Genomic DNA, 26,939 nt, shown 5'->3' on the forward strand with positions numbered 1-26,939 from the left:
GACAGGCTCCCGGCCGGCACCGGCGAAAGGCGAAGGCCATGGTCACGCATGTACCCGCGGACGCACAGGGCGACGAGCGCGGGTCGCTGCTCACGTTCATCGAGGACCAACGGGGCGGTATCCGCAGGGCGTTGCTCGGGCTGACCGAGGAGCAGGCCGCGAGCACGCCGAGCGCGAGCGGGCTCTCCCTCTCCGGGCTGCTGAAGCACGTCGCCGACGTCGAGCAGGGCTGGATCGCGCGGGCGAAGCAGGAGCCGCCGGCCGTCCAGCGCGACCAGAGCAACTGGCACGAGACGTTCCGGCTGGTCGGCGACGAGACCGTCGAGTCCCAGCTCGCGTACTGGGACAAGGTCGCCGCCGAGACCGAGGCGTACGTCCGCTCGGTGCCCAGCCTCGACGACACCTTCCCGGTCCCGAGCGAACCCTGGTTCCCGCCGGAGGGCCGCGTCTCCGTGCGCTGGCTCTGCCTGCACCTGATCCGCGAGACCGCCCGGCACGCCGGGCACGCCGACATCATCCGCGAGTCCATCGACGGCGCCACGGCCTACGAGCTGGTCCTGAAGGAACGGGGCACGACCGGGGGCTGACCTCGCGGGTTCTACGCTGGCCCCATGTCAGCGATCCGTCTTCTCGTGCTCAACGCCGTGCGCCAGCACGGGCGGGCCCACGGCTACCAGGTGCGCAACGACCTGGAGTACTGGGGCGCGCACGAGTGGTCCAACGCCAAGCCCGGCTCGATCTATCACGCGCTCAAGCAGCTGGCCAAGCAGGGTTTCCTGCACGCCCATGAGGTCGCGCCGTCCACCGTCGGGGGTCCGCCGCGCACGGAGTACGAGATCACCGACTGGGGCAACGAGGAGTACTTCCGGCTGCTGCGCGAGGCGTTGACGTCGTACGACCAGCAGATGGACGTGAAGTCGGCCGCGATCGGGGGGATCGTCGATCTGCCCCGGGCGGAGGCGGTGGCGCTGCTCAAGGAGCGGACCCGGGGGATCGACCAGTGGCGGGCGTCCGTCACCGAGCACTACATCCCCGAGGACGGGCCCCAACAGCTCGGCCACATCGGCGAGATCATGAACCTCTGGATCCACACGGCCGATGCCGAGGCCGCGTGGACCCAGGGGCTGATCGAGCGCATCGAGGGTGGGGCGTACGTGTTCGCGGGGGAGGGGGAGCCGTTCGTGGGCATCCTCACGGACGGTGAGGAGAATCCGTACGCGACGGGGGAACGGCATCCTGGGGATGCTCGCTAATCAAGTTTGACTAATGGGAGACGCGGCGTTACTTTCGGCGTGTAGTCAAGTTTGACTAGCTAGGGGGTCTCGAGCTCAGTGGTCGATGCGGCGATCGTTGTCGAGGGCGTGTGCAAGGCGTACGGCGGCACGAGGGGCAAGGGGGGCGAGAGGGGCAAGGAAGCTCGGAAGAAGGCGTTGGACGGGCTTGATCTGTGTGTTGCGCGCGGGACCGTGCAGGGGGTGCTCGGGCCCAACGGGGCGGGCAAGACCACGCTGGTTCGGGTTCTGTCCACGTTGCTGCGGGCCGACTCCGGGCGGGTCGAGGTGGCCGGGTGCGATGTGACGAGCCAGGCTCGTGCGGTTCGGTTCCGTATCGGGCTGCTTGGTCAACATGCCGCGCTGGACGAGGAGTTGGGCGGGCGGCAGAACCTGGAGATGTTCGGGCGGCTTCACCATCTCGGGGCCCGGCGGGCGCGGGTGCGGGCCGATGAACTCCTGGAGCGGTTCGACCTCGCCGATACCGGGCGCCGGGCGGTGCGGGCCTACAGCGGGGGGATGCGGCGGCGGCTGGATCTCGCCGCGTCGCTCGTCACCGCACCGGAGGTTCTCTTTCTGGACGAGCCGACTACCGGTCTTGATCCGCGGGGTCGTGCGGAGGTGTGGGCGGCGGTTCGCTCGCTCGTCGGTGGGGGGACGACGGTGCTGCTCACCACGCAGTATCTGGAAGAGGCCGATCAACTTGCCGATCGGGTCTCGGTGGTTGACCGGGGGCGGGTCATCGCCGACGGCACGCCGGACGAGTTGAAGTCCCGTGTGGGGGGTGACCGTATCGACGTCGTGCTGCGTGATGCGGGTCAACTGGGGGCCGCTGTCGCCTTGTTGCCGCTTCCTGGCGATGACATTCGGGTTGATGTCGATCGGCGGTTGCTCAGTGCGCCGGTGGCCGATCGGATGTCGGCGCTCTCGGGTGTTGTGCGGGCGTTGGAGGCGGGTGGGATCGGTGCGGAGGATGTTGCTTTGCGGCGGCCTACGTTGGACGAGGTGTTTCTTCACCTCACCGGGGGCGATGACCGGACGAGCGTGAAGGAGGCCGTGTGAGTGCCTACGTTCTGACCGATTCCTGGACCATGACGCGGCGGGAACTCGCCCATTGGGCGCGGCAGCCTGTGCAGGTCGTGGTGAGTCTCGTTTTCCCGGTGATGCTGCTGCTGATGTTCGGCTATCTGGTGGGGGGTGGGCGGGCTGTCGAGGGTGCTTACGTCGACTATCTGGTGCCCGGGATGCTGGCGCTGACCATGGCCTTTGGGCTGGAGGGGACGATGGTCGCCGTTACGCAGGATCTCAACAAGGGGGTGATTGATCGGTTTCGGTCGATGCCCATGGCTGACGGGGCTGTGCTTGTGGGGCGGGCCGCGGCGGACATGTTGCAGTCGGGTATTGGGCTGGGTGTGTTGATCGGGGTGGGGGTGGGGCTGGGGTGGCGTCTCGATGCGGGGGCCGGTCAATTCCTCGGTGCTGTGGGGCTGTTGCTTCTTTTTCGGTTTGCCATGCTCTGGGTCGGGATCTATCTGGCGCTTGTGGCGGGGCGGCCTGAGATGGTGCAGGCCGTGCAGATTCTGGTGTGGCCGGTTGGGTTTCTCTCCAATGCGTTGGCTACGCCTGCGGCCATGCCTGGGTGGTTGGGCGTGGTGGTTCAGTGGAACCCGATGTCTCAGACCGCTACTGCCGTGCGGGAGTTGTTCGGGGGGCCCGGGGGTGAGGCGGGGCATGTGTGGGGTGCCGTGGCCTGGCCTGTGGGGTTGCTCGTGGTGTTTCTGCCGCTTGCGGTGCGGCGGTTTCGGGGGCTGGGGCGGTGAGTTGTCGGGTGCGGGTTCGGTGGGGGCTGGTCGCGCAGTTCCCCGCGCCCCTGGGTGAGTGGGGGTGCGGCTTTGTGGGTGGGTGCCCGTTCGCTTTCCCGTGGGGTGCGTTGTGGGGCGGCGACGTGTTGGGGGGTGTCCGTCCTCGGATCGGCGCGGCGCAGTTCTTGAGAGTGCGGGGCGCCGGTCGGTGGGGGCTGGTCGCGGCCACGCGGCGGAGCCGCACATCGACACAGCCCCGCGCCCCTGGGGTGAGTGGGGGTGCGGCTTTGTGGGTGGGTGCCCGTGCGTCCTTGTTCGCCTGCGGTGCGTTGGGGGGCGGCGCCGCGCCGGGGGGTGTCCGTCCTCGGATCGGCGCGGCGGCGTTTCTTGAGAGTGCGGCGAGTTGAGCGCCGACCGCTGCGGGCGGACACCCCCCGACACGTCGCCTTCTCGCCGTGCGCGGGTGACGGGGGGCCTGCTGCCTCTGTTAGTGGTGGAAGCCTGTTGCCGCTTGTTTGTCTCGGGTGAGGGGGTGGGACTGGCGGCGGAGTTCGGGGAGGAGGCGGGTCAGGTCGTCCAGGAAGAGTTCGGCCAGGTCTGCTGAGAAGCCGTTGCGGCAGACGATCCGGAGGACGGAGAGGTCTTCGCGGTTGGCCGGGAAGGTGTAGGCGGGGACCAGCCAGCTGTGTTCCCGGAGGCGGCGGGAGATGTCGAAGACGTCGTAGTTCTCCACGCCGGGGGCCGTGGTGAAGGCGAAGACCGGCAACTCGTCGCCCCGGGTGAGGAGTTTGAAGTCGCCCAGGGCTTCGATGCGGTCTGCGAGGCCGCGGGCCACGTCCCGGGTGGACTGTTGGACCGCGCGGTAGCCCTCTCGGCCCAGGCGGAGGAATGTGTAGTACTGGGCCACCACTTGGGCGCCGGGGCGGGAGAAGTTGAGGGCGAAGGTGGGCATGTCGCCGCCCAAGTAGTTGACGCGGAAGACGAGTTCCTCGGGGAGGGCCTCCTTGTCGCGCCAGAGGGCCCAGCCGACGCCCGGGTAGACCAGGCCGTACTTGTGGCCCGAGGTGTTGATCGAGGCCACGCGCGGGAGGCGGAAGTCCCAGATGAGGTCCGGGTCCAGGAAGGGCGCGACCATGGCGCCGGACGCGCCGTCCACGTGGACCGGGATGTCGAGGCCCGTGCGCTCCTGGAGGGCGTCCAGGGCGGCGCACAGGTCGGCGATCGGCTCGTAGGAGCCGTCGAAGGTGGAGCCGAGGATGCCGACGACGCCGATCGTGTTCTCGTCGCACAGGTCGGCGGCGGCCTGGGGGTCGAGGTGGAAGCGGTCGCCCTCCATGGGGACCTGGCGGGCTTCGACCTCCCAGAAGTTGCAGAACTTCTCCCAGCAGACCTGGACGTTGACGCCCATCACCAGGTTCGGGCGGGCCGCTGGGTAGCGGTCCTTGTTGCGCTGCATCCAGCGGCGCTTCAGGGCCATGCCGGCCAGCATGCAGGCCTCGCTGGAGCCCGTGGTCGAACAGCCCACGGCCGATGAGGGGTCCGGTGCGTTCCACAGGTCAGCGAGCATCGCCACGCAGCGCCTCTCCAGCTCTGCGGTGCGGGGGTACTCGTCCTTGTCGATCATGTTCTTGTCGCGGCACTCCGCCATCAGGACGCCGGCTTCCGGCTCCATCCAGGTGGTGACGAAAGTCGCCAGGTTCAGGCGGGAGTTGCCGTCCAGCATCAGCTCGTCGTGCACGAGCTGCGCCGCCGTCATCGGGGGCAGCGGGGCGTCGGGGAGCCGGTGCTTGGGCGGGGCCTCGGACATGCCGCCGACCGGATTGGCCTCTCCGTAGAAGGGGTTCACGGACATGGGGCGCTCGGCGGACGGGTCGGGACCTTGGTGCAACGGCATGGGCTTGCCTCCGATAAGGATCAACAGAACCAACGGGTACTAGCGAACCGGAGTTCCGTCCGCGTGCAACTGCATCTGCGGTCTGCCGGTCACCAGCAGCCAGGCCGGCAGCGAGGCGATGCACAGCAGGGCGAGGATCGCGGGGGAGGCGACCAGGATCGCGGCGGTGAACAGGCTCACCCAGCCCTGGCGGGTGATCGCGAGGAGCATGCCCAGGACGCCGACCCCGACCGCGAGCGCCGGATGCACCGCGGGCACGACCGCGTGGGCGAACAGGCCGAACGCGACGCCGATGAAGACGGAGGGGAAGATCCGGCCGCCCCGGAAGCCGCAGGACGCGGCGACCAGCAGGGCCGCCAGTTTCACGACGGTCATCGTCGCGAACTGGCCCGCCGACCAGCCCTCGGGATCGGCCGCGAGCTCCCCGACCTCGTCCAGCCCCTTGAAGAGCGTCAGATGGCCGCCCAGCGCCGCCAGAAGGCCCAGGACCAGCCCGCCGGCCGGAAGCGTCAGCATGGGGTGCTTGAGCCGGGAGAAGGCGCCGTGGACGTACGGGAAGAGGTAGACGGCCGCCATGCCCAGCGCCGCCGCCAACGGGGCCAGGACCAGGGCCGTCAGCAGGTCGCCCCAGCCGGGGCGGCCGAACGCGGGCAGGTGCAGGTCGAAGGTCGGATGGGCCACCAGGGTGGTCGTCATGGCGCCCGCGGCGGCCGCGGCCAGCGGCGCGAACACGTTGTCCCACAGCGCACCCCTGGTCTCCCGTGCGGCCAGCGCCTCCGAGATGAGCAGCGCCGCCGCGACCGGCGTCCCGAACAGCGCCCCGATCGTCGCCGCCTCGGCCAGCGCCCCCCACACCCCGCCCGGCAGCCGCGGCGCCAGTCTGCGCCCCAGCCACAGGGCGAGGGCCACGTTCACGGCGATGATCGGGTTCTCCGGTCCGAGGCTCGGGCCGCCCGCGAGCATCAGCGCGGTCGCCAGGAGCAGCCCCGGCAGCACTGCCGGGGGCAGCGCCGCGGCCTCCAGGCCGGTGGTCGCCGGGTCGGGGCCCGCGTGCCCGGGCACCTTCCACACCACCAGTCCGACCGCGATGCCGGTGGCCGTCAGCATGATGAGCATCCAGAGCACCGAGTACCGGCCGATGCCCAGGGCGTCGGGCAGGTTCTTCCAGAGCACGTGCTGGAGCTGCTCGGCCGCCTCGCTCACCCCGATGAAGAGCAGACTCGCGCCCACCCCCACGACCAGCGCGGGCACGATCATCGGCAGCAGAGTGCGCGCCGGGGTCGCCGGGGCTGCGGGTGCCTCTTGCGCGCTGTCCTGGGCCACGCGCTCACCATAAGCGGGCAAAACGGACCCAACATCTTGAGGGACGTCCAGAGAGGGACGGGTCAGTACGCCGCCAGGCTCAAGGGCTTGCACCTCACGTGGCGTGAGGAACCACCGTGGAGCACGGACAGAAGAAGGAGCGGAAGTGAGCTACTCCGTAGGACAGGTCGCCGGATTCGCCGGGGTCACCGTGCGCACGCTGCACCACTACGACGACATCGGCCTGCTCGTCCCGAGCGAGCGCAGCCACGCGGGTCACCGGCGCTACAGCGACGTCGACCTCGACCGGCTGCAGCAGATCCTGTTCTACCGGGAGCTCGGCTTCCCGCTCGACGAGGTCGCGGCCCTGCTCGACGACCCGGAGACGGACCCGCGCGCCCACCTGCGCCGCCAGCACGAGCTGCTGACCGCCCGGATCGAGAAGCTCCAGAAGATGGCCGAGGCCGTGGAACACGCCATGGAGGCACGCACGATGGGCATCAACCTCACCCCCGAGGAACGCTTCGAGATCTTCGGCGACAAGGACCCCGAGCAGTACGCCGAAGAGGCCGAACAGCGCTGGGGCGGCACCGAGGCCTACGCCGAGTCCCAGCGCCGCGCCGCCCGCTACACGAAGACCGACTGGAAACGCCTCCAGGCCGAGGTCGACGACTGGAGCGAGCGGTACGCCACCCTGGTGACCGCGGGCGAACTCCCCACCGCCGACGCGGCGATGGACCTCGCCGAGGAGCACCGCCTGCACATCGACCGCTGGTTCTACCCGTGCTCCTACGAGATGCACACCTGCCTCGCCGAGATGTACATCTCCGACGAACGCTTCAAGGCGTTCTACGACGCGATGGCCCCGGGCCTGGCCGGGCACCTGAAGGACGCGATCCTGGCGAACGCGTCCCGGCACACCTCCTAGAGGCCCGGCCCGGGGGTACGCGCTACTCCCGGGCCAGGACCACCGCCGTCCCGTAGGCGCACACCTCGGTGCCCACGTCCGCCGCCTCGGTCACGTCGAAGCGGAACGCCAGGACGCCGTTGGCCCCCCGCGCGCGTGCCTGCTCGATCAACCGCTCCATGGCCTGGTTGCGGGTCTGCACGAGGGTCTTGGTGAGCCCCTTCAGCTCACCGCCGACCATCGACTTCAGACCGGCGCCGATCTGGCTCCCGAGATGCCGTGACCGCACGGTCAGCCCGAACACCTCACCGATCACCTGCTCGACCCGGTGCCCCGGGACGTCGTTCGTCGTCACGACCAACACATCCGCCTGCGGCCCCTGGCCGCCGCCGTACTCTTCGATACCCATGGCTCACAGCTTTGTCCTACGGGATGCACAGTGCATCCTGGAGTCACCGGTGGAACCTGGGACGGACACATCGCGTTGATAGCTTTGTGCGGCTGCACCTGGACGCCGACGCACCTCCCTCCACCCCTCAGGAGCCCGGAACCGTGATGACGCTCGCCCTCGGCCCGAGCTGGCTCGACCCGAACACCATGCTCGACCGGTTCGGGATCTGGGGCCTCCTGCTCGTGGTCTTCGCGGAGTCCGGCCTGCTCATCGGGTTCTTCCTGCCGGGTGACTCCCTGCTGTTCACCTGCGGTCTGCTGATCACCGCGGGCACCCTCGACTTCCCGCTGTGGGCGGCCGTCGTGCTGATCTGCGTCGCGGCGGTCCTCGGCGACCAGGCGGGCTACCTCTTCGGCAAGAAGGTCGGCCCCTCGCTCTTCAACCGCCCGGACTCACGCCTGTTCAAGCAGGAGAACGTGGTCAAGGCGCACGAGTTCTTCGAGAAGTACGGCCCCAAGTCCCTTGTCCTGGCCCGCTTCGTGCCGATCGTGCGCACCTTCACGCCGATCATCGCCGGCGTCAGCGGCATGAAGTACCGCTCCTTCATCACGTACAACATCATCGGCGGCGTCCTGTGGGGCGCGGGCGTCACGCTGCTCGGCTCCTGGCTCGGCAACATCGACTTCGTCCACAAGAACATCGAAGCGATCCTGATCCTGATCGTCCTGATCTCCGTGGTCCCGATCATCATCGAGTTCCTCCGCGCCCGCTCCAAGGCCAGGAAGAACCCCCCGGCCCACCAGGAACTGCCCGGCGACCCGGCGGCGACCCAGCCCTTCCCCGTGATCATGGACGACTCGACGACCCAGCTCCGCCGCGTGGACAGGCCCCAGCAGCACCAGCCCCAGCAGCAACAACAGCAGCCCCAGCACAACGGCTACGACCAGAACAACGGGTACGACCAGAACAACGGCTACGACCAGTACTACGCCCAGCCCCAGCAACAGCAGCCGTACCAGCAACAGCCCTACGGCAACGAGCAGTACGGCAACCAGCAGTACCCCCCGTACGACAACCAGAGCCAGGGCCAGGGCTACCCCCAGAACGGCTACCCCCAGGGCTAGCCGCAGAAGCCAAGCTCCCCGAGTTGTCGGGCGCTCAGAAACCCCGGGTCCGTTTGGCCGCCCGCCGAGCCCCGCTGGAAGCGCCCGGCAGCCGTAGGAACAACCGCGAGATCTCCGACCCCAGGTTGACCCCGATGGCGATGGCCATGGCGAGAGAAGCCGCCGTGGCCAGTGACACCAACCCCCGGTCGACCTCGTTCTGCGCGGTCGCCAACAGCCCGAAGTACGTGGCGGAACCAGGGAGCAGAGGCCCGATCGCCGCGGTCGTGTAGGGCAACGCCGACGCGAACCGGTACCGCGACAGCAACTGCCCGAACAGCCCGACCAGCCCCGCCGCGACGGCCGTGGAGGCGACCGGCGAGATCTTGGCGACGTAGTGCATCGCCCCGTACACAGACCAGGCGACGCCTCCGTTGAGGGACACCAGGAGCACGGTGGATCGTTCCTGCTGGAGCAGTACGGCGAAGGTCAGCGACAGCAGCACGGACGCGGCGATCTGCCACAGGGGGCGGTGGGAGTTGCCGAGGGCCGCGTCCGGGTTGAGCTGCGCGCCCAGCTTCACGCCGAAGTACAGGACGATCAGGACGCCGGCCACGATGCCGACGAAGAAGTACATGACCTCCAGGAGCCGTGCCGACGCGGTGATGTAAAAGCCCGTCAGCCCGTCCTGCACGCCCGCCACCAGCGCCCGCCCGGGCAGCAGGGCGAACAGGCCACCGGTGATGACCGCGGAGGCCTTCACATTGACGTCCGCGACCGTGAGCGCGACTCCTATCGCGGCGGGCGGCATCGCGGCGACCGTGAACTGGTAGAACTCCGGCAGCCCGCGCCCCGCGCACAGCCACGCCAGCCGGTCGCCGAGCATCGCGCCGAGCGCGGCGGCGAAGAACACGATGATGTCGCCGCCGACGAGCACGGAGGCGGCACCCGCGAGCAGCCCGCTGGCGGAGGTCAGCACCCAGCCCGGGTACGGGTGCCGGTTGCGCCGCATCTCCGCGAGCCGCCGGTAGGCGTCCTCCAGGGAGAGGGCCGTTTCCGGGTCGCTGAGGTCCTGGACCAGCCGGAACACGGCCGCGAGCCGCGTGTAGTCGGTGCCCCGGCGCCGTACGGTCCGGGACGCGGTCACCGGATCGTCCACCAGGGAGGGCTGATAGGAGATCGACAACAAGGTGAACGTGACGGTCGGCTCGCACCGGTCGAGGCCGTAGGACCGGCAGACCGCGAACATGGCCGCCTCGACGTCCTCGGCGCCCTCACCGCCCGCGAGCAGCAACTCCCCGATGCGGAGCGTCAGATCGAGCACACGGGGCACGGCGGGGCCGCTGTCGTCCGGCTTCTGCACCGGCTCCGGCGCGGGCCGCTCGGCCACCGGCATGCGCAGCATCGTGCGCATCCGGTCCTGCCAGGGCACGTCCTTGGTGAGGCTGACGACGGGGATCCCGGTCGGGGGAGTGAAGGCGGGCGGCGCCTTGCGCGCGCTGTAGAGGCTGGGCGGACTGAACGCCGAGCCCTCGGAGTCCTCGACGGCCGGCGCGGGCGTCACGTCGAGCCCGCTCGGCACGGCGAACTCGGACGTCGTAGAAGACTCGCCGTCGATCGACACGGCCGCCGCCTCGACGCCCGCCGGAGCGGTGAAGGCACTCCTGGCCTCGTCCGACTGCGGCTTGCGGTCCTCGGCTTCCGTCACTCCGCGGCACTCCCTGTACGACGCTTCGGTGATCTTCAGTATGCGCACAGACATGGAAACGGGCCGCACGCGTGCGCGTGCGGCCCGTCGGTGCGCGGGGGGCTCAGTGGCCGCCCTGCTCCTTGAGTCGCTTGTAGGAGCGCTCGATCTCCGCCTCGGCGTCCGTGCGGCCCACCCAGTTGGCGCCCTCGACCGACTTGCCGGGCTCCAGGTCCTTGTAGACCTCGAAGAAGTGCTGGATCTCCAGGCGGTCGAACTCCGACACGTGGTGGATGTCACGCAGGTGCTCCACACGCGGGTCGGACGCCGGGACGCACAGCAGCTTGTCGTCGCCGCCGGCCTCATCGGTCATCCGGAACATGCCGATCGCGCGGCACTTGATGAGGCAGCCGGGGAAAGTCGGCTCCTCCAGGATGACCAGCGCGTCGAGCGGGTCGCCGTCCTCGCCGAGCGTGTTCTCGACAAAGCCGTAGTCGGCCGGGTAACTGGTCGAGGTGAAGAGTCGACGGTCCAGGCGGATCCGACCGGTCTCGTGGTCCACCTCGTACTTGTTCCGCGAACCCTTCGGGATCTCGATCGTGACGTCGAACTCCACCGGTGGCTCCTCCATGATCAGCACATAGTTCTGGTGGTTAAGTGTCCCTCACGCAGGTGGGTGATCGCGAAAGGGGCTGGTGGTCGTGCCGGAGCTGAGGCCTTGGCGGGCCGCGAGACCGCAAGTGGCGCGGATCGCGAGAGCCGTCCGGCCCCGTCTCGAGCGGGCCGCGAAGTCCGTGAAACCGCAGGTCACACGGCTCGATCAAGCCGTACGACCGCAGGTCTCGCGGCTCACTCAAGCCGTGTCGCCGAAGGTCGCCCGGCTCGTCGCGTCCGTGTCACCGCAGGTCGCGAAGGTGCCGCGGCCCGACAGGACCTGGCAGTTCACCGCCGTCGCGGCCACCGCCGGAATGGCGCTGACCGCGGTCGTGGTGACCGCCGCGGGTCCCTGGGACTCCTCGGGTCAGCGTACGGCCGAGCGGGACCGCGCCGTCGCACTCGAACAGTCAGGTGGCGTAGATCACGGCCGTAATTCCGATACGTCCGCCAAGGCACCCCGCCCCGCCCCGAGCGCCGCGTCCGTCCTGGTCGGCCTCGGCGGCTCCGCGAACACCGTGAAGTCGTCCCCGACCGGCACGGCGCTCGCGGACGTCCTCACGCCCCTCCTGGGCGACGCGGCGCTCGGCACCCGCCACACGGCCGCCGTGGTGGACATCTCGACCGGAAAGCGCCTCTACGGAGTCGGCGTCGACGACGCGTTGACCCCGGCCTCGACGACGAAGATCGCCACCGCCGTGGCCGCCCTCTCCGCGATGGGCCCCGACCACCGCCTCACCACCCGCGCCGCCCTGGAGCCCGACACCAAGGAACTCGTCCTGGTCGGCGGCGGCGATCCCACCCTGACGGCCCACCAGGACGCCGAAGGCTGGGCCAGCCTGCGCACCCTCGCCGACAAGACGGCGGCGACCCTCAAGAAGCGCGGCATGAGCGACGTGACGCTGTCGTACGACACGACCCTGTACGCCGGGCCCGAACTCCACCCGATCGGGGAGAACGAGAACCTCGCCCCGGTCAGCGCCCTGATGGCCGACGAGGGCCGTACGGACGATTCGTCCAGCGGGCAGGTGCAGCGGGTGACGGACCCCGCGGCGGAGGCGGCCAAGAAGTTCGCGGGCTTCCTGAAGAAGCAGGGCATCACGACGACGTCCCCGGGCCCCTCCAAGGCGACCGGCCGGGCCGACACCCTCGCCGCGGTCACCTCGCCGCCGCTCTCCGACATCGTCGAGCGGATGCTGACCAACAGCGACAACGACATCGCCGAGGCGCTGGCCCGCCAGACCGCCGTGGCCACGGGCAGGCGGGCCGACTTCGCCGGCGGCGCCGCCGCGATCGCCGCCCAGCTGACGAAGCTTCACCTCCCGCTCAAGGGCACCGCGTTCAACGACGGCAGCGGCCTCAACCGCGACGACCGCCTCACCGCCGACCTCCTGACCGCCCTCCTGGTCAAGGCAGGCGACCCGGCCCACCCGGAACTCCGCCCTGTCCTCACCGGCCTCCCCATCGCCGCCTTCACCGGCACCCTGACCAGCCGCTACACCGACGCCACAGGCGCCGCGGGCGTGGTCCGCGCCAAGACCGGCACCCTCACCGGGGTCAACACCCTGGCGGGCACGGTCGTGGACAAGGACGGCCAACTCCTCGCCTTCGCCTTCATGGCCTCCGACACCACGAACACCCTGGAGGCCCAGGCGGCCCTCGACCACACGGCAACAGCACTGGCGGCCTGCGGCTGCAGTTAGACCCCCACGGCGCCGGGCAACGTTCCGACCAAGCCCGTCCTCGCCCACCGCGTGCCCTGCCCCAAGCGGCAGCGCTCACGTACGGTTGACGCATGACGAGCATCGGTGGTGCCGAGATGGTCGACTGGAATCTCGCGGTGGCGACCGCGACCCGACTTGTACGGCCGGGCCCCGAGGTGAGCCGCGACGAGGCCCGGGCCGTCGTCGCGGAGCTGCGCCGGCATGCGAAGGCCTCGGAGCAACACGTCCGGGGCTTCACCCGGATGGGCACGGACGACATCCATGACACTCCGATCCTGGTCGTCGACCGCCCCGGCTGGGTGCGGGCGAACGTCGCCGGGTTCCGGGAGGTCCTCAAGCCGCTGCTGGACAAGATGCAGGAGCGGCGTGGCAACACCCCCGGGGGCGCCGTCTTCGGCGCGGTCGGCGGCAAGGTGACCGGCGTGGAGCTGGGCATGCTGCTGTCGTTCCTGTCCTCGCGGGTGCTCGGCCAGTACGAGACGTTCGCCCCGGCCTCCCGCGAGCTGCCGGCGGGGGCGAAGGGCGGTCGGCTGCTGCTGGTCGCGCCGAACATCGTGCACGTGGAGCGCGAACTCGACGTACAGCCCCACGACTTCCGCCTGTGGGTGTGCCTGCACGAGGAGACGCACCGCACGCAGTTCACGGCGGTGCCCTGGCTGCGTGACCATCTGGAGGGCGAGATCCAGTCGTTCTTGGGGGAGACCGAGGTCGACCCCATGACGGTCCTGGAGCGCATCCGGGAGGCCGCCCAGTCGCTGGCCGGTGGCCGGCCCGAGGGCGAGGAGGACGACAGCGACGGCCGCTCCCTGGTGGAGATCGTGCAGACGCCCGCGCAGCGGGAGATCCTCGGCCGCCTCACCGCCGTGATGTCCCTCCTGGAGGGGCACGCCGACTTCGTGATGGACGGCGTCGGTCCCGACGTCGTGCCGAGCGTCGCGGAGATCCGCGAGAAGTTCCAGCAGCGTCGCGCGAAGGGCGCCTCGCGACTGGACTCGGCGCTGCGCAAGCTGCTCGGCCTGGACGCCAAGCTGCGGCAGTACCGGGACGGCGAGCGGTTCGTCCGCGCGGTCGTCGACGAGGTCGGCATGGACGGCTTCAACCGCGTGTGGACCTCCCCGAACACGCTGCCGACCAAGACGGAGATCGCCAAACCGGCGGACTGGGTCGCGCGGGTGCACCGCAAGGCCGAGTCGTGAACGGGCCGTGGGCGGGGTGAGACGAATCCGGCCTACGGCAGGCGAACGCCCCTGCAATCACCCGTCCGAGGGACCGTGAGCGATGGGTAGGCGTGCGATGCTCGGGGAACGCCCCGGTTCTGTCACCATCTACACACTCTGAGTGACCGAACCTCGGGCCAACCCCCCGAAAACTTCATGAAGGGAACCGGACATGGGTCCCCATCCTGCGGTCGCGGCGATACGCCTGGCGGTCCGCCGCGTACTCCACGACATCCTCACCGACCACGAGGCCCTCCAGACCGCCGGTGCCTCCCGGCACACCTCGCACGAGCGCCCGCCCTCGCCGCTCGTGCTCGTCGCATGCTCCGGCGGCGCCGACTCCATGGCCCTCGCCTCCGCCCTCGCCTTCGAAGCCCCCAAGCTGGGCATCAGGGCCGGCGGCATCACCGTCGACCACGGCCTCCAGGCCGGCTCCGACCTGCGCGCCGACGAGGTCGTCCTGCGCCTGCGAGAGCTGGGCCTGGACCCGGTCGAGGCCACCAGCGTGACCGTGGGCCGCGAGGGCGGCCCCGAGGCAGCAGCCCGGGACGCCCGTTACGCCGCCCTCGACGCCTGCGCCGCCCGGCACGGCGCCGCCGCCGTCCTGCTCGGCCACACCCGCGACGACCAGGCCGAGACCGTCCTGCTGGGCCTCGCCCGCGGCTCCGGCATCCGCTCCCTGTCCGGGATGGCCGCGGTCTCGGGGGCCGACGGCCGTTACCGCCGCCCCTTCCTCCAGCTCGACCGGCAGACCGCCCGCAAGGCCTGCATGGTCCAGTCGCTGCCCGTCTGGGACGACCCGCACAACACCGACCCCGCGTACACACGTTCCCGCCTCCGCCACGAAGGCCTCCCGGCCCTGGAGAAGGCGCTCGGCAAAGGGGTCGTGGAGGCACTCGCCCGTACGGCGCAGCTGTCGCGGGACGACGCCGACGCCCTCGACACCTGGGCCAGCCAGGCCGAGGCCTCCGTACGGGACGCCACCGGGCTCCTGGAGTGCGCCAAGCTCTACGCGCTGCCGCCCGCCGTGCGCCGCCGCGTGCTGCGCCGGGCCGCCATCCAGGCCGGCGCCCCCGCCGGTTCGCTGTTCGCCCGTCACATCGAGGAAGTCGACCGCCTGATCACCGGCTGGCGCGGCCAGGGAGCCATCAATCTCCCGGGCAAAGTCGTCGCCCAGCGCCAGGGTGGCAGACTGGTGATTCGGCAAGGCTGAATCGACACCCCCTCCGGGCCTCCGGGGGAGGGGCCAGGTAGTAGCCGGTTGGACGACCGAAAGTGATGCGGGTGGACGCGAAAGACATGGGTGACGACCTCCAGTCGGTGCTCATCACCAAGGAAGAGATCGACGCGAAGCTCGTGGAGCTCGCCGCGAAGATCGACGCGGAGTACGCGGGCAAGGACCTGCTGATCGTCGGCGTCCTCAAGGGCGCGGTGATGGTCATGGCGGACCTCGCCCGGGCGCTGTCCACCCCCGTCACCATGGACTGGATGGCCGTGTCGTCGTACGGCGCGGGCACCCAGTCCTCCGGTGTCGTGCGGATCCTCAAGGACCTCGACACCGACATCAAGGGGAAGCACGTCCTCATCGTCGAGGACATCATCGACTCCGGGCTGACGCTGTCCTGGCTGATCTCCAACCTCGGCTCGCGCGAGCCGGACTCGCTGAAGATCTGCACCCTGCTCCGCAAGCCGGAGGCGGCGAAGGTCGCCATCGAGGTGGAGTGGGTCGGCTTCGACATCCCGAACGAGTTCGTCGTCGGCTACGGCCTCGACTACGCCGAGAAGTACCGCAACCTCCCGTTCGTCGGTACGCTCGCGCCGCACGTCTACGGCGGCTAGGGCCACTCGGCCCAAGCCTGTAAGACGATCGGGAACCCCAGCGGGTTTCGCGCCGTTGGAGCATGCAGACGCGTCTCTCAGCGGTCCTGTGCGGCTTCGGCCCACCATGCTGGGGTACCGTCAGAAGAACTGTCTTTATCAAACTCACTATGGCAGGAGGGACGGAGCGAATTCGCTCCGTATGGATGGACGTGAAGCGATACTTCCGTGGGCCGGTCATGTGGATCGTGCTGGCCGTCCTTGCCGTGGTCGTGTTGATGCAGGTCGTCGGCTCGTCCGGCGGCTACAAGACGGTGGACACCGGCCAGATCGTCCAGGCGATCAATGACAACAAGGTCGAGTCGGCCAAGATCACCACCGGTGACGAGCAGACCGTCAAGGCCACGCTCAAGGACGGCGTAAAGGTCGAGGGCAGCTCCAAGATCCAGGCGAGCTACATCGGCGACCAAGGCGTGGACCTCGCGGCCACGCTGCAGACCAAGTACCAGGACAAGCAGATTCCGGACGGCTACACGGTGTCGCCGACGAAGCAGAACGCTTTCGTCGGGATCCTGTTGTCGCTGCTCCCCTTCGTCCTCATCGTGGTCGTCTTCCTGTTCCTGATGAACCAGATGCAGGGCGGCGGCTCCCGAGTCATGAACTTCGGGAAGTCCAAGGCCAAGCTCATCACCAAGGACACCCCGAAGACGACGTTCGCGGACGTCGCGGGCTCGGACGAGGCCGTCGAGGAACTGCACGAGATCAAGGAGTTCCTCCAGGAGCCGGCGAAGTTCCAGGCCGTCGGCGCCAAGATCCCCAAGGGCGTACTCCTGTACGGCCCCCCCGGCACCGGCAAGACCCTGCTGGCGCGCGCCGTCGCGGGCGAGGCCGGGGTGCCCTTCTACTCGATCTCCGGTTCCGACTTCGTCGAGATGTTCGTCGGTGTCGGTGCCTCCCGAGTCCGTGACCTCTTCGAGCAGGCCAAGGCGAACGCCCCGGCGATCGTCTTCGTCGACGAGATCGACGCGGTCGGCCGCCATCGCGGCGCCGGCCTCGGCGGCGGTCACGACGAGCGCGAGCAGACGCTGAACCAGCTGCTCGTGGAGATGGACGGCTTCGACGTCAAGGGCGGCGTGATCCTCATCGCCGCGACGAACCGGCCCGACATCCTCGACCCGGCCCTCCTGCGCCCCGGCCGCTTCGACCGCCAGATCGCGGTCGACCGCCCGGACATGCAGGGCCGTCTGGAGATCCTCAAGGTCCACCAGAAGGGCAAGCCGGTCGCTCCGGACGTCGATCTGTCGGCCGTCGCGCGCCGTACGCCGGGCTTCACCGGCGCGGACCTGAGCAACGTCCTCAACGAGGCCGCCCTGCTCACCGCCCGAGGCAACCGCAAGCTGATCGACAACGCCATGCTGGACGAGGCGATCGACCGTGTGGTCGCGGGCCCGCAGAAGCGGACCCGGATCATGTCGGACAAGGAGAAGAAGATCACCGCGTACCACGAGGGCGGACACGCCCTGGTCGCGGCGGCTTCCCCCAACTCCGACCCGGTGCACAAGATCACGATCCTCTCCCGAGGCCGTGCTCTGGGCTACACGATGGTCCTGCCGGAAGAGGACAAGTACTCGACCACGCGCAACGAGATGCTCGACCAGCTGGCCTACATGCTGGGCGGCCGCGCGGCCGAGGAACTGGTCTTCCACGACCCGACCACGGGCGCCGCGAACGACATCGAGAAGGCCACCGCGACGGCCCGCGCGATGGTCACGCAGTACGGCATGACCGAGCGCCTCGGCGCGATCAAGTTCGGCGGCGACAACACCGAGCCCTTCCTGGGCCGGGAGATGTCGCACCCGCGCGACTACTCGGAAGAGGTCGCCGCGCTCGTCGACGAAGAGGTCAAGAAGCTCATCGAGAACGCGCACAACGAGGCCTGGGAAATCCTGGTCGAGAACCGTGACGTGCTCGACGCGCTCGTGCTCCAGCTGCTGGAGAAGGAGACGCTGAACAAGGAGCAGATCGCCGAGGTCTTCGCTCCCATCGTCCGGCGTCCGGCCCGTCCCTCCTGGACCGGCTCCTCCCGCCGTACGCCGTCCACCCGCCCGCCGGTGCTCTCCCCCAAGGAGCTGTCGCTGACGAACGGGACGAACGGCGCGGGACCCGCGCTCACCGCCGGTGCGACCACCGAGTCCTCTCCCACGCTGGAGAAGGCTCCGGAGGACCGCCCCGACAACTGAAGCGCGTCTCACACGGCTTGAAATGGATGCCGCGCCCCCCGGGATTTAGCCTGGGGGGCGCGGCTTTTCCATTTGCCCGCAACTGAGGCGTGTGTCCCGCACACGCGTGACCCGCACAGGAACGAGGCAGAGATGACCGACCCCGTGACGCTGGACGGCGAGGGAACGATCGGTGTCTTCGACGAGAAGCGCGCCGAGAACGCCGTACGTGAGCTGTTGATCGCGGTTGGTGAGGACCCGGAGCGTGAGGGGCTCAGGGAGACGCCGGCGCGGGTGGCGCGGGCGTACAAGGAGATATTCGCGGGGTTGTGGCAGCGGCCCGAGGACGTGCTGACGACGACGTTCGATCTGGGGCACGACGAGATGGTCCTGGTGAAGGACATCGAGGTGCTCAGCTCGTGTGAGCACCATCTGGTGCCGTTCGTCGGAGTCGCGCATGTCGGGTACATTCCGTCGGCCGACGGGAAGATCACCGGGTTGTCGAAGCTGGCTCGGCTGGTGGATGTCTACGCCCGGCGGCCTCAGGTGCAGGAGCGGTTGACCACGCAGGTTGCCGACTCGCTGATGTCGATTCTGGAGCCGCGCGGGGTGATCGTCGTGGTCGAGTGCGAGCACATGTGCATGTCGATGCGGGGGGTGCGGAAGCCTGGCGCCAAGACCATTACGTCTGCTGTGCGGGGGCAGTTGCGGGATCCGGCCACCCGTAACGAGGCGATGAGCTTGATCATGGCTCGTTGACGACGCGGGGCGCTGTGCCGGGGGCCGTGTCGCGGTTGTCTGTCGGGTGCGGGTCCGTGGGGGCTGGGCGCGCAGTTCCCCGCGCCCCTTTCGGGGCCCTCAGGTGACGGGTGTTGCTCCTGCCGCGTTGTTGTCGTCGTCCTCCGGGAGCTTGCAGATGCGCTCCAGGAAGATGGCTGCCGCTATGACCGCGATGCCTGCCACGACCGAGAAGCCGGCGTAGATGGCCTGGTCGCGGCGGGCCGGGATGTCGAGGGACTCCAGGAGGTAGACGCCCGTGCCGCCGTACATGCCGGCGACGAGGGCGGCCACCAGGGCGCTGGCCTGGCCGAAGACGACCGCGCGGGCGGCCATCAGGGGGTCGACGCCCTTGGCGCCGGGGCGGCGCTCCCGCTGCGCCTTGAGGCGGGCGCGCAGGGAGAGCGCCGTGGCCAGCAGGACCACGGCGATCACGGCGAGGACGATGGGCGCGGCCAGCGGAACGCTCGGCAGGGTCCCCACCGCGCTCCACAGCCGGGCCCCTGCCCAGGACAGCACTCCGGCGATCACGAACACGCCGGCCAGCACCCTGATCCGCAGCTCTCTCACGGTGTCCCTTCAGCTCCCCGTGCCCTGTCCGGGCGTAGTGGTCGTCTCGACCTTAACGACTACTCGGGCAGCCGGAGTTCCAGGTCCTTGCGGGGCGCGACGCCGTCACGCGTGACGGCGTCGAGGAGGGCGGCGACCGCACCGCGCCCCGGCAACTGCGCCTCGGGCTCCACGTCATGCCACGGCGCGAGCACGAAGGCCCGCTCGTGGGCGCGCGGGTGGGGGAGCGTCAGGACCGGGTCGTCCGAGACGACGTCGGCGTACGCGACGATGTCGACGTCGATCGTGCGCGCGCCCCAGTGCTCCTCGCGGACCCGGTGGAAGGCCTCCTCGACCGCGTGCGCCCGCTCCAGCAGGGAGGACGGGGGCAGGGTGGTCTTGAGGACGACGACCGCGTTGAAGTACGACGGCTGGCTGTCGGGGTCGACGCCCCACGGCACCGTCTCGTAGACCGGCGACACGGCCTTGATGCGGACGCCGGGGGTGTCCTCCAGCGCGTCGATGGCGCCCTGGAGGGTCTCCAGGCGGTTGCCCAGGTTCGCGCCGATGGAGATCACGGCGCGCCTGGGGTTGCTGAGTGTGGTGTCGGCGGCGTCCACCTGCTGCACCACGGAGGCGGGCACCGGCTGGACGGTCGGGTCGCTGTGACCCTCGGTGAACGAGAAGGTCATACTCGGCTCCGGGTGATGGTGACGGTCACGTCGTCGAAGGGGACGGTGATCGGGGCGTCCGGCTTGTGGACGCGGACCTCGACCTCCTCGACCCCTTCGTGCTTCAGGCAGGTCTGCGCGATGCGCTCGGCGAGGGTCTCGATGAGGTTGACGGGCTCGCCCTGGACGACGGCCACGACCTCCTCGGCCACGATGCCGTAGTGCACGGTCTTCGTCAGGTCGTCGTCGGCGGCGGCCGGCCGGGTGTCCAGGCCCAGGACGATGTCCACGATGAAGGTCTGGCCCTCTTCGCGCTCCTTCGGGAACACGCCGTGGTGCCCGCGGGCCTTCAGGCCGCTCAGCGCGACACGATCCACGCGAATCACTCCTGCAATCGTCGGTGGTGGCCGGTTCGTACCGTGTGCGGGCGGTACCCCGGCCTCGAGCGAATCTACCTGCGGGCACTGACAGTGCCGGGCCGCGGGGGCGGGGGCACTGCCCGGGGCCAGAGGGTTCATCGAGCGTTTCCCCTGGGGAACCCGGTGGCTCATGGGTCGGTAGCCGCCCCTACCCGCACGTTCGTGATTTCAACCACTTCTTGGTCCCGACGGGTTTCCGATGCGCTCGGATGAGCTTGGTCGACCCCCGGCGGATGTCCAGGAGGGGCGTCTACCCACTCAGGTGGGGGTGTCCTCGCCCTCGTCCTCGTCGTTTTCGGCCATAACCGGGGACGCGTGGTGCGACCACAGTTTCCAGCCGTCGGGTGTTCGCATGAACACGTTCGTGGCGACCACGAGTTGGCCCACCAGGGGGCCCAGTTCGTCGCTGTCGTCGGGGGACGGGCCGCCGCTGAGGATGTTCTCCGTGCAGGTCACCAGCGCGGTGTCGCCGGTCACCGAAACGTGCACGTCGGTCAGGAAGAACTGGATGTACTCCGTGTTCGCCATGATCAGCGCGTACGACCTGAGGACCTCGCCGCGCCCGGTCAGCACCGGCCAGCCCGGGTGCACGCAGGAGATCACGCCGCTGTCCGCCGGGTCGTGGTATTCCTCGTCGACGCCGAGGTCGGCCGGGGTGAGCCAGAGCGAGGACAGCTTGTCGAAGTCGCCGCGTTCGAGGGTCTCGTAGAACGCGGTGTTGGCGAGTTCCACCTGCTCGACGTCGGTGTGGGGGGCGGTCACAGGGCGGCCTCGGAGTTGGTGTGCGGGGCCGGGTGGGCGCCGGGGGCGCGCGCCCCTTCCACGGCGCGTGCCACGCGTACCGCGTCGGCGGTGGCGCGGACCTCGTGCACGCGCACCGCCCATGCGCCGGCGTGCGCCGCGAGCGCGGAGACGGCGGCCGTGGCGGCGTCGCGCTCACGTGCGGGCGGGGGCGCGCCCTCGGGACCTGCGAGGACGCGGCCGAGGAAGCGTTTGCGGGAGGCGGCGACCAGGAGGGGGTGGCCGAGGGCGAGCAGGCGGTCGAGGTGGGCCAGGAGGACGAGGTCGTGCTCGGCGTCCTTGGAGAAGCCGAGTCCCGGGTCGACGACGATCCGGTCGGGGGCGACACCGCCGGCCAGAACGGCCTCCACGCGTGCGTGCAGTTCGTCGACGACCTCGGTGACGACGTCGTCGTAGACCCCCCTGACGTTGCCGCCCTCCAGGAAGCCGCGCCAGTGCATGACGACGAAGGGGGCGCCCGAGGCGGCGACGACCGGGATCATCGCGGGGTCGGCGAGGCCGCCGCTGACGTCGTTGACCAGGACGGCGCCCGCGGTGAGGGCCTGTTCGGCGACGGAGGCGCGCATGGTGTCGACGGAGACGGTGACGCCTTCGGAGGCGAGGCCGCGCACCACGGGGATGACGCGTTTGAGTTCCTCGGCCTCGTCCACGCGGGCGGCGCCCGGGCGGGTCGACTCGCCGCCGACGTCGACCAGGTCGGCGCCCTCGGTGACCAGGTGGAGGCCGCGCTTGACGGCCGCCGTGGTGTCGAAGAAGCGGCCGCCGTCGGAGAAGGAGTCCGGGGTGACGTTCACGACTCCCATGACCGCGCACCGGTCCCACTCCGGAAGGCCCGTGACGCGCCCGCGTCCGCTCTGCTTGCTCATACGGCCAGCGTAGGCCCAGAGGGAGGGCGCACGGCCCTGCGGGCCGGGTGGAAGCGGCCTGGTCCGGCGGGGGACCGCGGTCCGCGGGACCCGGCCCGGGCGGGCCCGCCTCGGGGGGAGGCGGGGTGCCCGCTCGGGCCGGGCCGGTCGGTCAGGCCGCCCGGACATCCCGTTCCGCCAGCCCGTGGGCGCAGGCCGGGGCCGCGGCCGTACGGCGGCGCAGGAAGCGCGGCAACGGGATGGCCAGGTTGACGAAGCCCTCGGCCTGCATGGCGGCGAAGCCGATGCGGGGGAGGTCGCCTGAGGCGCGGTAGACGACGAAGCGGGGTTCCCAGCGTGGCTGGAACTTCGCGTTGAACTTGTACAGGGACTCGATCTGGAACCAGCGGGACAGGAAGACCAGCAGTCCGCGCCAGGCGCGCAGCACCGGGCCCGCACCGATCTTCTCGCCCCGGGCGAGCGCCGCGCGGAACATCGCGAAGTTGAGCGACACGCGCGTGATGCCGAGCTTCGGCGCCGCCTGGAGGGAGGCGACGATCAGCAGTTCGTTCATCCCCGGGTCGGCCGCGCGGTCACGGCGCATCAGGTCGAGCGACATGCCGTCGGTGCCCCAGGGCACGAAGTGCAGGATGGCCTTCAAGTCGCCGTACTCGCCCGGCTGTTCGTCGGCCTTGTGGGCGGTCGCGATGAAGCAGTCGCCGTCGGCCGGGTCGCCGATGCGGCCGAGCGCCATGGAGAAGCCGCGCTCGGTGTCGGTGCCCCGCCATGCCTCCGCGGCGAGCCGGATCCGCTCCAACTCGCCCTCGCCGAGGTCACGTACACGCCGTACCCGGGTTTCGTAGCCGGCCCGCTCGATGCGCTTCACCATTTGGCGTACGTTGCGCATCGCGCGCCCGGCGAGCGAGAAATCCGCCACGTCGACCACCGCCTCGTCGCCCAGTTCGAGGGCGTCGAGACCGGTCTCGCGGGTCCACACCTCGCCGCCCGTCTCCGAGCAGCCCATGACGGCGGGCGTCCAGGAGTGGGCCTTCGCCTCGTCCATGAACCGCTCGATGGCGCCCGGCCAGGCCTCCACGTCGCCGATGGGGTCACCGCTGGCGAGCATCACCCCGGAGACGACGCGGTACGTCACCGCCGCCTTGCCGCTGGGCGAGAAGACGACGGCCTTGTCGCGGCGGAGCGCGAAGTGGCCGAGCGAGTCGCGACGGCCGTGCTTCTCCAGGAGGGCACGCAGCTGCGTCTCGTCCTCCGGGGTGAGCCGCGCGGCCGGGTGTTCGGGCCGGAACGCGAGGTAGATCGTGGTGACCGCCGTGAGGAGCCCCAGGGCGCCCAGCGAGAAGGCCACCGTCCAGGAGGTGCTGCCCTCGTAGTCGACGGGTCCCTCGAAGCCGAACAGGCCGTACAGGACGTGCGTGATGCGGTCGGCCAGGCTCGGGTCGCCGACCATGCGCTTGGAGTGGACGCTGACGATGACCAGTCCGAGGACGAGGGAACCGGCGCCCATGAGCACGAAGTTGGCGAGCGCGCGCCAGCGGCTGCGCGGGTCGGGCAGTGCCCGGAACTCGTCCCGGTGCATCAGCAGCGGCGCGAGCAGCGCGGCCGAGATGACGACTCCTATGAGGGAGTGCCGGTACGCGAACTGCGCCACGGCGCCCGCCGGGAGCAGCGCGACGGCGGCCCGCCAGGCGCGGCGCTTGCGCCGCCTGAGCCCGTGCGCGAGCAGCAGCAACAGCACACCGGCGCTGAGCGAGAGCGCCGCCGCGAAGGGCCCGAGCGCGCCCGGCAGCACCTCCGCCATCGTGTGCATCCGGCTGTGCCGGAAGCGCGGGAACACCCCTGCGGCGATGTCCAGCAGGCCGACGAGGGCACAGGCCCTGGCGACGAGCGTGGGAACGGCCTCGGGGCGCGGACCACGGACTATGCGCCGGACCCGGCTTGTTCGGCTAGGAACCCCGCCCGACATTTCCCCATCTATCCTGACAGACATCGCATCCCATAGTTCTGCGAGAGACCTTGGATCCGGGCCCGATTCGGGCATCCGGCGACATTGCGCCCTCTAGGACGGTGTCTAGGGGAAGGAGGTTCCTTCCTCACCGGAAAGCCGGTTCAAAGGCAGAGGAAAGCCCGGGGCAAACGTTCGCGAAACTTGCGTGCGCGCGGCGGGCGGAAAGCGCAGGCGGGGACAGCTCATGGGACTCACGAGCAGGAAAGTGCTGGTACTGGCGGTCGCGTTCGCCGTGCTGCTGTTCATCGGCACAGTGTGGCTGTGGCCCCGCCTGGCCAGGCGGAACTGGCGGGCCGTCAGCGGCCGCGTCGGCCTGCTCCTGGCCACCCAGTTGGTGCTGTTCGCCTCGGTCGGCCTCGGCGTCAACCAGGCCTTCGGCTTCTACGCCAGCTGGGCCGACCTGTTCGGCAAGGAGACCGACCAGGGAGTGGTCGTCGACCACTCGGCGCTCCAGAACACCGGCGGCCCGCTCCATGTGGTCGACACCCGGCGGGTGGACGCGCCGGGCGGCTCCTCGCGGCCGCAGCGCGTGGGCCAGGTGCAGCGGGTCGACATAGTCGGCCGTACGACCCACATCGCCACCCCCGCGTACGTGTACCTGCCGCCGGAGTACTTCCAGCCGCAGTACCGCACGCGCTCGTTCCCGGCGACGGTCGTCCTCACGGGGTACCCGGGCACCGCCAAGGCGCTCGTCGACAAGCTGAACTACCCGCGCACCGCCCTCCAGTTGGCCAGGGCGGGCCGGATGCAGCCGATGATCCTGGTGATGATGCGGCCCACGGTGGCGCCGCCGCGCGACACGGAGTGCGTGGACGTCCCGGGCGGACCGCAGACCGAGTCGTTCTTCGCCAAGGACCTTCCCGACGCGGTGGTGAGTCACTACAGGGTGAGCAAGAAGCCCGCGAGCTGGGGCATCATCGGCGATTCCACGGGTGGTTACTGCGCTCTGAAACTCGCGATGCACCACCCGGGGACGTATGTCGCGGGGGCCGGCCTGTCGCCGTACTACAAGGCGCCGAAGGACCCCACCACGGGAGACCTCTTCCAGGGCGACGAGACGCTGCGCAACGAGGCAGACCTGTCCTGGTACCTCAAGCACCGTCCCGCGCCCGACACCTCACTGCTCGTCACCAGCAGCAAAGTCGGGGAGCACAACTACCACGACACCCTGAAATTCATCGACCAGGTGCAGGCCAGGAACTCCACCCGGATCTCGTCGATCATCCTGGACAGCGGCGGCCACAACTTCAACACCTGGCGACGGGAGATCCCGCCGGCCCTCCAGTGGATCAGCGGGCGGCTCACCGACTGGTGGAAGTGACCACGGGACCCGTGTGAGGGAAGAGGGGTGGCTGTGTTTTTACCGGGCGGGGCACCATGATTCGCCTACGCGCGGTAAGTTTCTGGCCATGCCACGTGGACGTCACCGCCATTCCCCGCCGTTGCACCGGTTGTTGCCCCCCTCGGCGATCGCGGGCGTGTCGCTCGTCTGCGCCTTCGGGCCCTGGGTCTTCTCGCAGCCGGCGGCGCTCCGCATAGTGGCGGCGATCGCCGCCGCGACCGCGCTCGTCGGGGCGGCGTTCATGCGCCGCTGGGACACACAGGCGGGCAAACAGGTCGCCGACCTGATACGCGCGCGTACGAGCGACGAGTGGCGCTACGAGGAGCGGCTCGCCGAACTCGAGTCCGACCTCGACGAGTCGCGCGAACTCCGCGTCAAGCTGGAGCACAAGCTGCGCGCCAAGCGCACCGAACTCGCGGGCCTGCGCAACGAACACGCGGCGCTGCTGCGCCGGTACGCCACGGCGGAGACCGAGCGCGCGAGCGCCCTGGAGGGCCGCCGGCTGCTGGAGATAGAGGCCGCTGAGCCCGCGCGCGCGTTGCCGCCGGTTCCGGTGGAGGCCGATGACGTCGTGGCGGACGTCGAGCCGGAGTTCCAGGACGACGTTCCCGAGACCGACGACACCGAGGCTGTGGCTGCCTCGGTCGACGCCGAGGACGGGACGGACGCGGAGGACGAGTTCGACGCCGAGGACGACGAGCCGGAGCCGGGCGAGGTCGTCGCTCCGGCGGAGAAGCCCGCGGCGGCCACGGTGTTCTCCCCGGAGGGCTCCAAGCTCTTCCTGCGGGCCAAGGCGGCGCTGGTCCGGCACGAGGACGACGGCGGGACGCCCGGGCCCGAGGACCCCGCGCCCAAGGACCCCGCGGCGAAGGACGCCGGGCCCGAGGAGTCGGCTCCTGAGGACTCAGACGCCGAGGACTCGGCGTCAAAGGCTCCGGCGTCAAAGGCCCCTGCATCGAAGGCCGCAGCATCGAAGGCCCCCGCGTCGAAGGACTTCGCCCCGAAGGACGAGGAGTCCACGGGCGGCGAACCCGCCCCGGTGCGGGCCGACAGCGGCGGTTCCGAGTCGGAGGCCGCGCAGGAGGACGAGGCGGAGGGGAAGCCCGAGGCGGTCGACGGGCATGAGCACGCGGCCGCCGTTCCCCCGGCCGCGCAGTCCGTCCAGCACGCTCAGCCCGCCCACTCCGCGCAGCCGTCGGGGCACTTCACCGTGCCGACCGCGGTGGCGGTCGTGCCGGCGGCTCCCGTACGGCGCCCGATGGTCGAGGGCGGCTTCGACTTCTTCGGGATGCAGAAGGGCGCGACGTCCGCCGCGATGGACGCCGTGCAGAACGAGGACCTCGCCGACGTTGTCGGCCAGGAGGCCCTCGCCGTGCACAAGGCGGAGGCCGAGGCGCAGTTCAAGCCGGCCGACGACCGCTCGCGCGATGTCGGCGTCGGACAGGTCATCGACCTGACGGCCCACGACGAGACCGAGCAGATCAACCTCCAAGGGCTGCGCAGCGCGGCCTCCTGACCCG

25 protein-coding genes are annotated in these 26,939 nt (G+C 70.1%); 14 read left to right on the plus strand and 11 right to left on the minus strand.

The features are described from left to right. The first annotated feature begins 38 nt into the window (after positions 1-38). The 4 genes from OHT77_RS25065 to OHT77_RS25080 all read left to right on the plus strand — a co-directional run bounded on the left by OHT77_RS25065 (position 39) and on the right by OHT77_RS25080 (position 3,091). Positions 39-587: a DinB family protein gene (locus OHT77_RS25065; protein WP_328830717.1), complete on the plus strand. Its 549-nt coding sequence runs from the start codon at positions 39-41 to the stop codon at positions 585-587. A 24-nt stretch (positions 588-611) separates the two neighbouring features. After that, positions 612-1,253: a PadR family transcriptional regulator gene (locus tag OHT77_RS25070; protein WP_266769845.1), complete on the plus strand. Its 642-nt coding sequence runs from the start codon at positions 612-614 to the stop codon at positions 1,251-1,253. A gap of 78 nt (positions 1,254-1,331) precedes the next feature. Continuing rightward, positions 1,332-2,333: an ATP-binding cassette domain-containing protein gene (locus OHT77_RS25075; protein WP_328830718.1), complete on the plus strand. Its 1,002-nt coding sequence runs from the start codon at positions 1,332-1,334 to the stop codon at positions 2,331-2,333. Beyond that, entirely contained in the window at positions 2,330-3,091 is a 762-nt protein-coding gene (locus OHT77_RS25080) for an ABC transporter permease (RefSeq protein WP_328830719.1), read from the plus strand. Before OHT77_RS25075 ends, OHT77_RS25080 begins: the two co-directional genes overlap by 4 nt. Positions 3,092-3,560: 469 nt before the next feature. Here OHT77_RS25080 and OHT77_RS25085 read toward each other — a convergent pair whose 3' ends face one another. Together OHT77_RS25085 and OHT77_RS25090 are read right to left on the minus strand one after the other, a co-directional pair. Further along, complete coding sequence (locus OHT77_RS25085; protein WP_328830720.1) at positions 3,561-4,967, minus strand: glutamate decarboxylase; 1,407 nt, start codon at positions 4,965-4,967, stop codon at positions 3,561-3,563. 39 nt (positions 4,968-5,006) lie between these two features. Next, positions 5,007-6,290: an ion channel protein gene (locus tag OHT77_RS25090; RefSeq protein WP_328830721.1), complete on the minus strand. Its 1,284-nt coding sequence runs from the start codon at positions 6,288-6,290 to the stop codon at positions 5,007-5,009. 145 nt (positions 6,291-6,435) lie between these two features. Here OHT77_RS25090 and OHT77_RS25095 point away from each other — a divergent pair, with 145 nt between their 5' ends. Further along, positions 6,436-7,197: a MerR family transcriptional regulator gene (locus tag OHT77_RS25095; RefSeq protein WP_328830722.1), complete on the plus strand. Its 762-nt coding sequence runs from the start codon at positions 6,436-6,438 to the stop codon at positions 7,195-7,197. 22 nt (positions 7,198-7,219) lie between these two features. Here OHT77_RS25095 and OHT77_RS25100 read toward each other — a convergent pair whose 3' ends face one another. Then, a complete protein-coding gene (locus tag OHT77_RS25100) occupies positions 7,220-7,585 on the minus strand; it encodes a YbjQ family protein (RefSeq protein WP_328830723.1) in 366 nt (121 codons plus the stop codon). Between the two features lie 146 nt (positions 7,586-7,731). On the opposite strand from OHT77_RS25100, the gene OHT77_RS25105 reads away from it, so the two are divergent. Then, the gene (locus OHT77_RS25105) at positions 7,732-8,691 is read left to right on the plus strand and encodes a DedA family protein (RefSeq protein ID WP_405880137.1); all 960 of its coding nucleotides are present in this window, start codon (positions 7,732-7,734) and stop codon (positions 8,689-8,691) included. Positions 8,692-8,725: 34 nt separating this feature from the next. Here the strand turns inward: OHT77_RS25105 and OHT77_RS25110 are convergent, their stop codons facing one another. Continuing rightward, complete coding sequence (locus OHT77_RS25110; protein ID WP_328830725.1) at positions 8,726-10,378, minus strand: threonine/serine ThrE exporter family protein; 1,653 nt, start codon at positions 10,376-10,378, stop codon at positions 8,726-8,728. Positions 10,379-10,481: 103 nt separating this feature from the next. Continuing rightward, positions 10,482-10,973 carry an inorganic diphosphatase gene (locus OHT77_RS25115; RefSeq protein ID WP_019070224.1) on the minus strand — a complete coding sequence of 164 codons (492 nt, stop codon included), beginning with the start codon at positions 10,971-10,973 and terminating at the stop codon, positions 10,482-10,484. Positions 10,974-11,097: 124 nt separating this feature from the next. Here OHT77_RS25115 and dacB point away from each other — a divergent pair, with 124 nt between their 5' ends. From dacB to folE, 6 genes are all read left to right on the plus strand, one after another. Continuing rightward, positions 11,098-12,714, plus strand: coding sequence for a D-alanyl-D-alanine carboxypeptidase/D-alanyl-D-alanine endopeptidase (dacB, locus tag OHT77_RS25120; protein WP_328834335.1), 1,617 nt, complete (start codon positions 11,098-11,100; stop codon positions 12,712-12,714). A gap of 92 nt (positions 12,715-12,806) precedes the next feature. After that, on the plus strand, positions 12,807-13,931 hold the full coding sequence (locus OHT77_RS25125) for a zinc-dependent metalloprotease (RefSeq protein ID WP_328830726.1): 1,125 nt from the start codon (positions 12,807-12,809) through the stop codon (positions 13,929-13,931). A 193-nt stretch (positions 13,932-14,124) separates the two neighbouring features. After that, positions 14,125-15,165 (plus strand): tRNA lysidine(34) synthetase TilS, encoded by a 1,041-nt coding sequence (gene tilS, locus OHT77_RS25130; protein WP_266769829.1) that lies wholly within the window; start codon positions 14,125-14,127, stop codon positions 15,163-15,165. A gap of 65 nt (positions 15,166-15,230) precedes the next feature. Next, positions 15,231-15,791 (plus strand): hypoxanthine phosphoribosyltransferase, encoded by a 561-nt coding sequence (gene hpt / locus OHT77_RS25135; protein ID WP_033286141.1) that lies wholly within the window; start codon positions 15,231-15,233, stop codon positions 15,789-15,791. Between the two features lie 185 nt (positions 15,792-15,976). Then, positions 15,977-18,010, plus strand: coding sequence for an ATP-dependent zinc metalloprotease FtsH (gene ftsH / locus OHT77_RS25140; protein WP_328830727.1), 2,034 nt, complete (start codon positions 15,977-15,979; stop codon positions 18,008-18,010). A gap of 132 nt (positions 18,011-18,142) precedes the next feature. Then, a complete protein-coding gene (folE, locus tag OHT77_RS25145; protein WP_266769825.1) occupies positions 18,143-18,748 on the plus strand; it encodes a GTP cyclohydrolase I FolE in 606 nt (201 codons plus the stop codon). 99 nt (positions 18,749-18,847) lie between these two features. Here folE and OHT77_RS25150 read toward each other — a convergent pair whose 3' ends face one another. The 6 genes from OHT77_RS25150 to OHT77_RS25175 form a co-directional block, all read right to left on the minus strand. Beyond that, positions 18,848-19,336, minus strand: coding sequence for a DUF3180 domain-containing protein (locus OHT77_RS25150; RefSeq protein WP_328830728.1), 489 nt, complete (start codon positions 19,334-19,336; stop codon positions 18,848-18,850). 59 nt (positions 19,337-19,395) lie between these two features. Continuing rightward, positions 19,396-20,007: a 2-amino-4-hydroxy-6-hydroxymethyldihydropteridine diphosphokinase gene (gene folK, locus OHT77_RS25155; protein WP_328830729.1), complete on the minus strand. Its 612-nt coding sequence runs from the start codon at positions 20,005-20,007 to the stop codon at positions 19,396-19,398. Then, positions 20,004-20,363, minus strand: a complete 360-nt coding sequence (gene folB / locus OHT77_RS25160) for a dihydroneopterin aldolase (RefSeq protein WP_266769819.1) — start codon at positions 20,361-20,363, stop codon at positions 20,004-20,006. The genes folK and folB overlap by 4 nt, the downstream gene beginning before the upstream one ends. A gap of 300 nt (positions 20,364-20,663) precedes the next feature. Further along, the gene (locus OHT77_RS25165) at positions 20,664-21,167 is read right to left on the minus strand and encodes a nuclear transport factor 2 family protein (RefSeq protein WP_328830730.1); all 504 of its coding nucleotides are present in this window, start codon (positions 21,165-21,167) and stop codon (positions 20,664-20,666) included. Continuing rightward, positions 21,164-22,072, minus strand: coding sequence for a dihydropteroate synthase (gene folP, locus OHT77_RS25170; protein ID WP_328830731.1), 909 nt, complete (start codon positions 22,070-22,072; stop codon positions 21,164-21,166). Before folP ends, OHT77_RS25165 begins: the two co-directional genes overlap by 4 nt. Positions 22,073-22,223: 151 nt before the next feature. Beyond that, positions 22,224-24,035, minus strand: a complete 1,812-nt coding sequence (locus OHT77_RS25175) for a phosphatidylglycerol lysyltransferase domain-containing protein (RefSeq protein WP_328830732.1) — start codon at positions 24,033-24,035, stop codon at positions 22,224-22,226. A gap of 226 nt (positions 24,036-24,261) precedes the next feature. Between OHT77_RS25175 and OHT77_RS25180 the strand changes: the two genes are divergently transcribed. Together OHT77_RS25180 and OHT77_RS25185 are read left to right on the plus strand one after the other, a co-directional pair. After that, on the plus strand, positions 24,262-25,398 hold the full coding sequence (locus OHT77_RS25180; protein WP_328830733.1) for an alpha/beta hydrolase: 1,137 nt from the start codon (positions 24,262-24,264) through the stop codon (positions 25,396-25,398). Between the two features lie 88 nt (positions 25,399-25,486). Further along, a complete protein-coding gene (locus tag OHT77_RS25185; RefSeq protein ID WP_328830734.1) occupies positions 25,487-26,935 on the plus strand; it encodes a hypothetical protein in 1,449 nt (482 codons plus the stop codon). Positions 26,936-26,939 lie beyond the last annotated feature (4 nt).

Source organism: Streptomyces sp. NBC_00252 (genome assembly GCF_036187565.1).
In the GTDB taxonomy this organism is placed as follows: Bacteria; Actinomycetota; Actinomycetes; order Streptomycetales; family Streptomycetaceae; genus Streptomyces.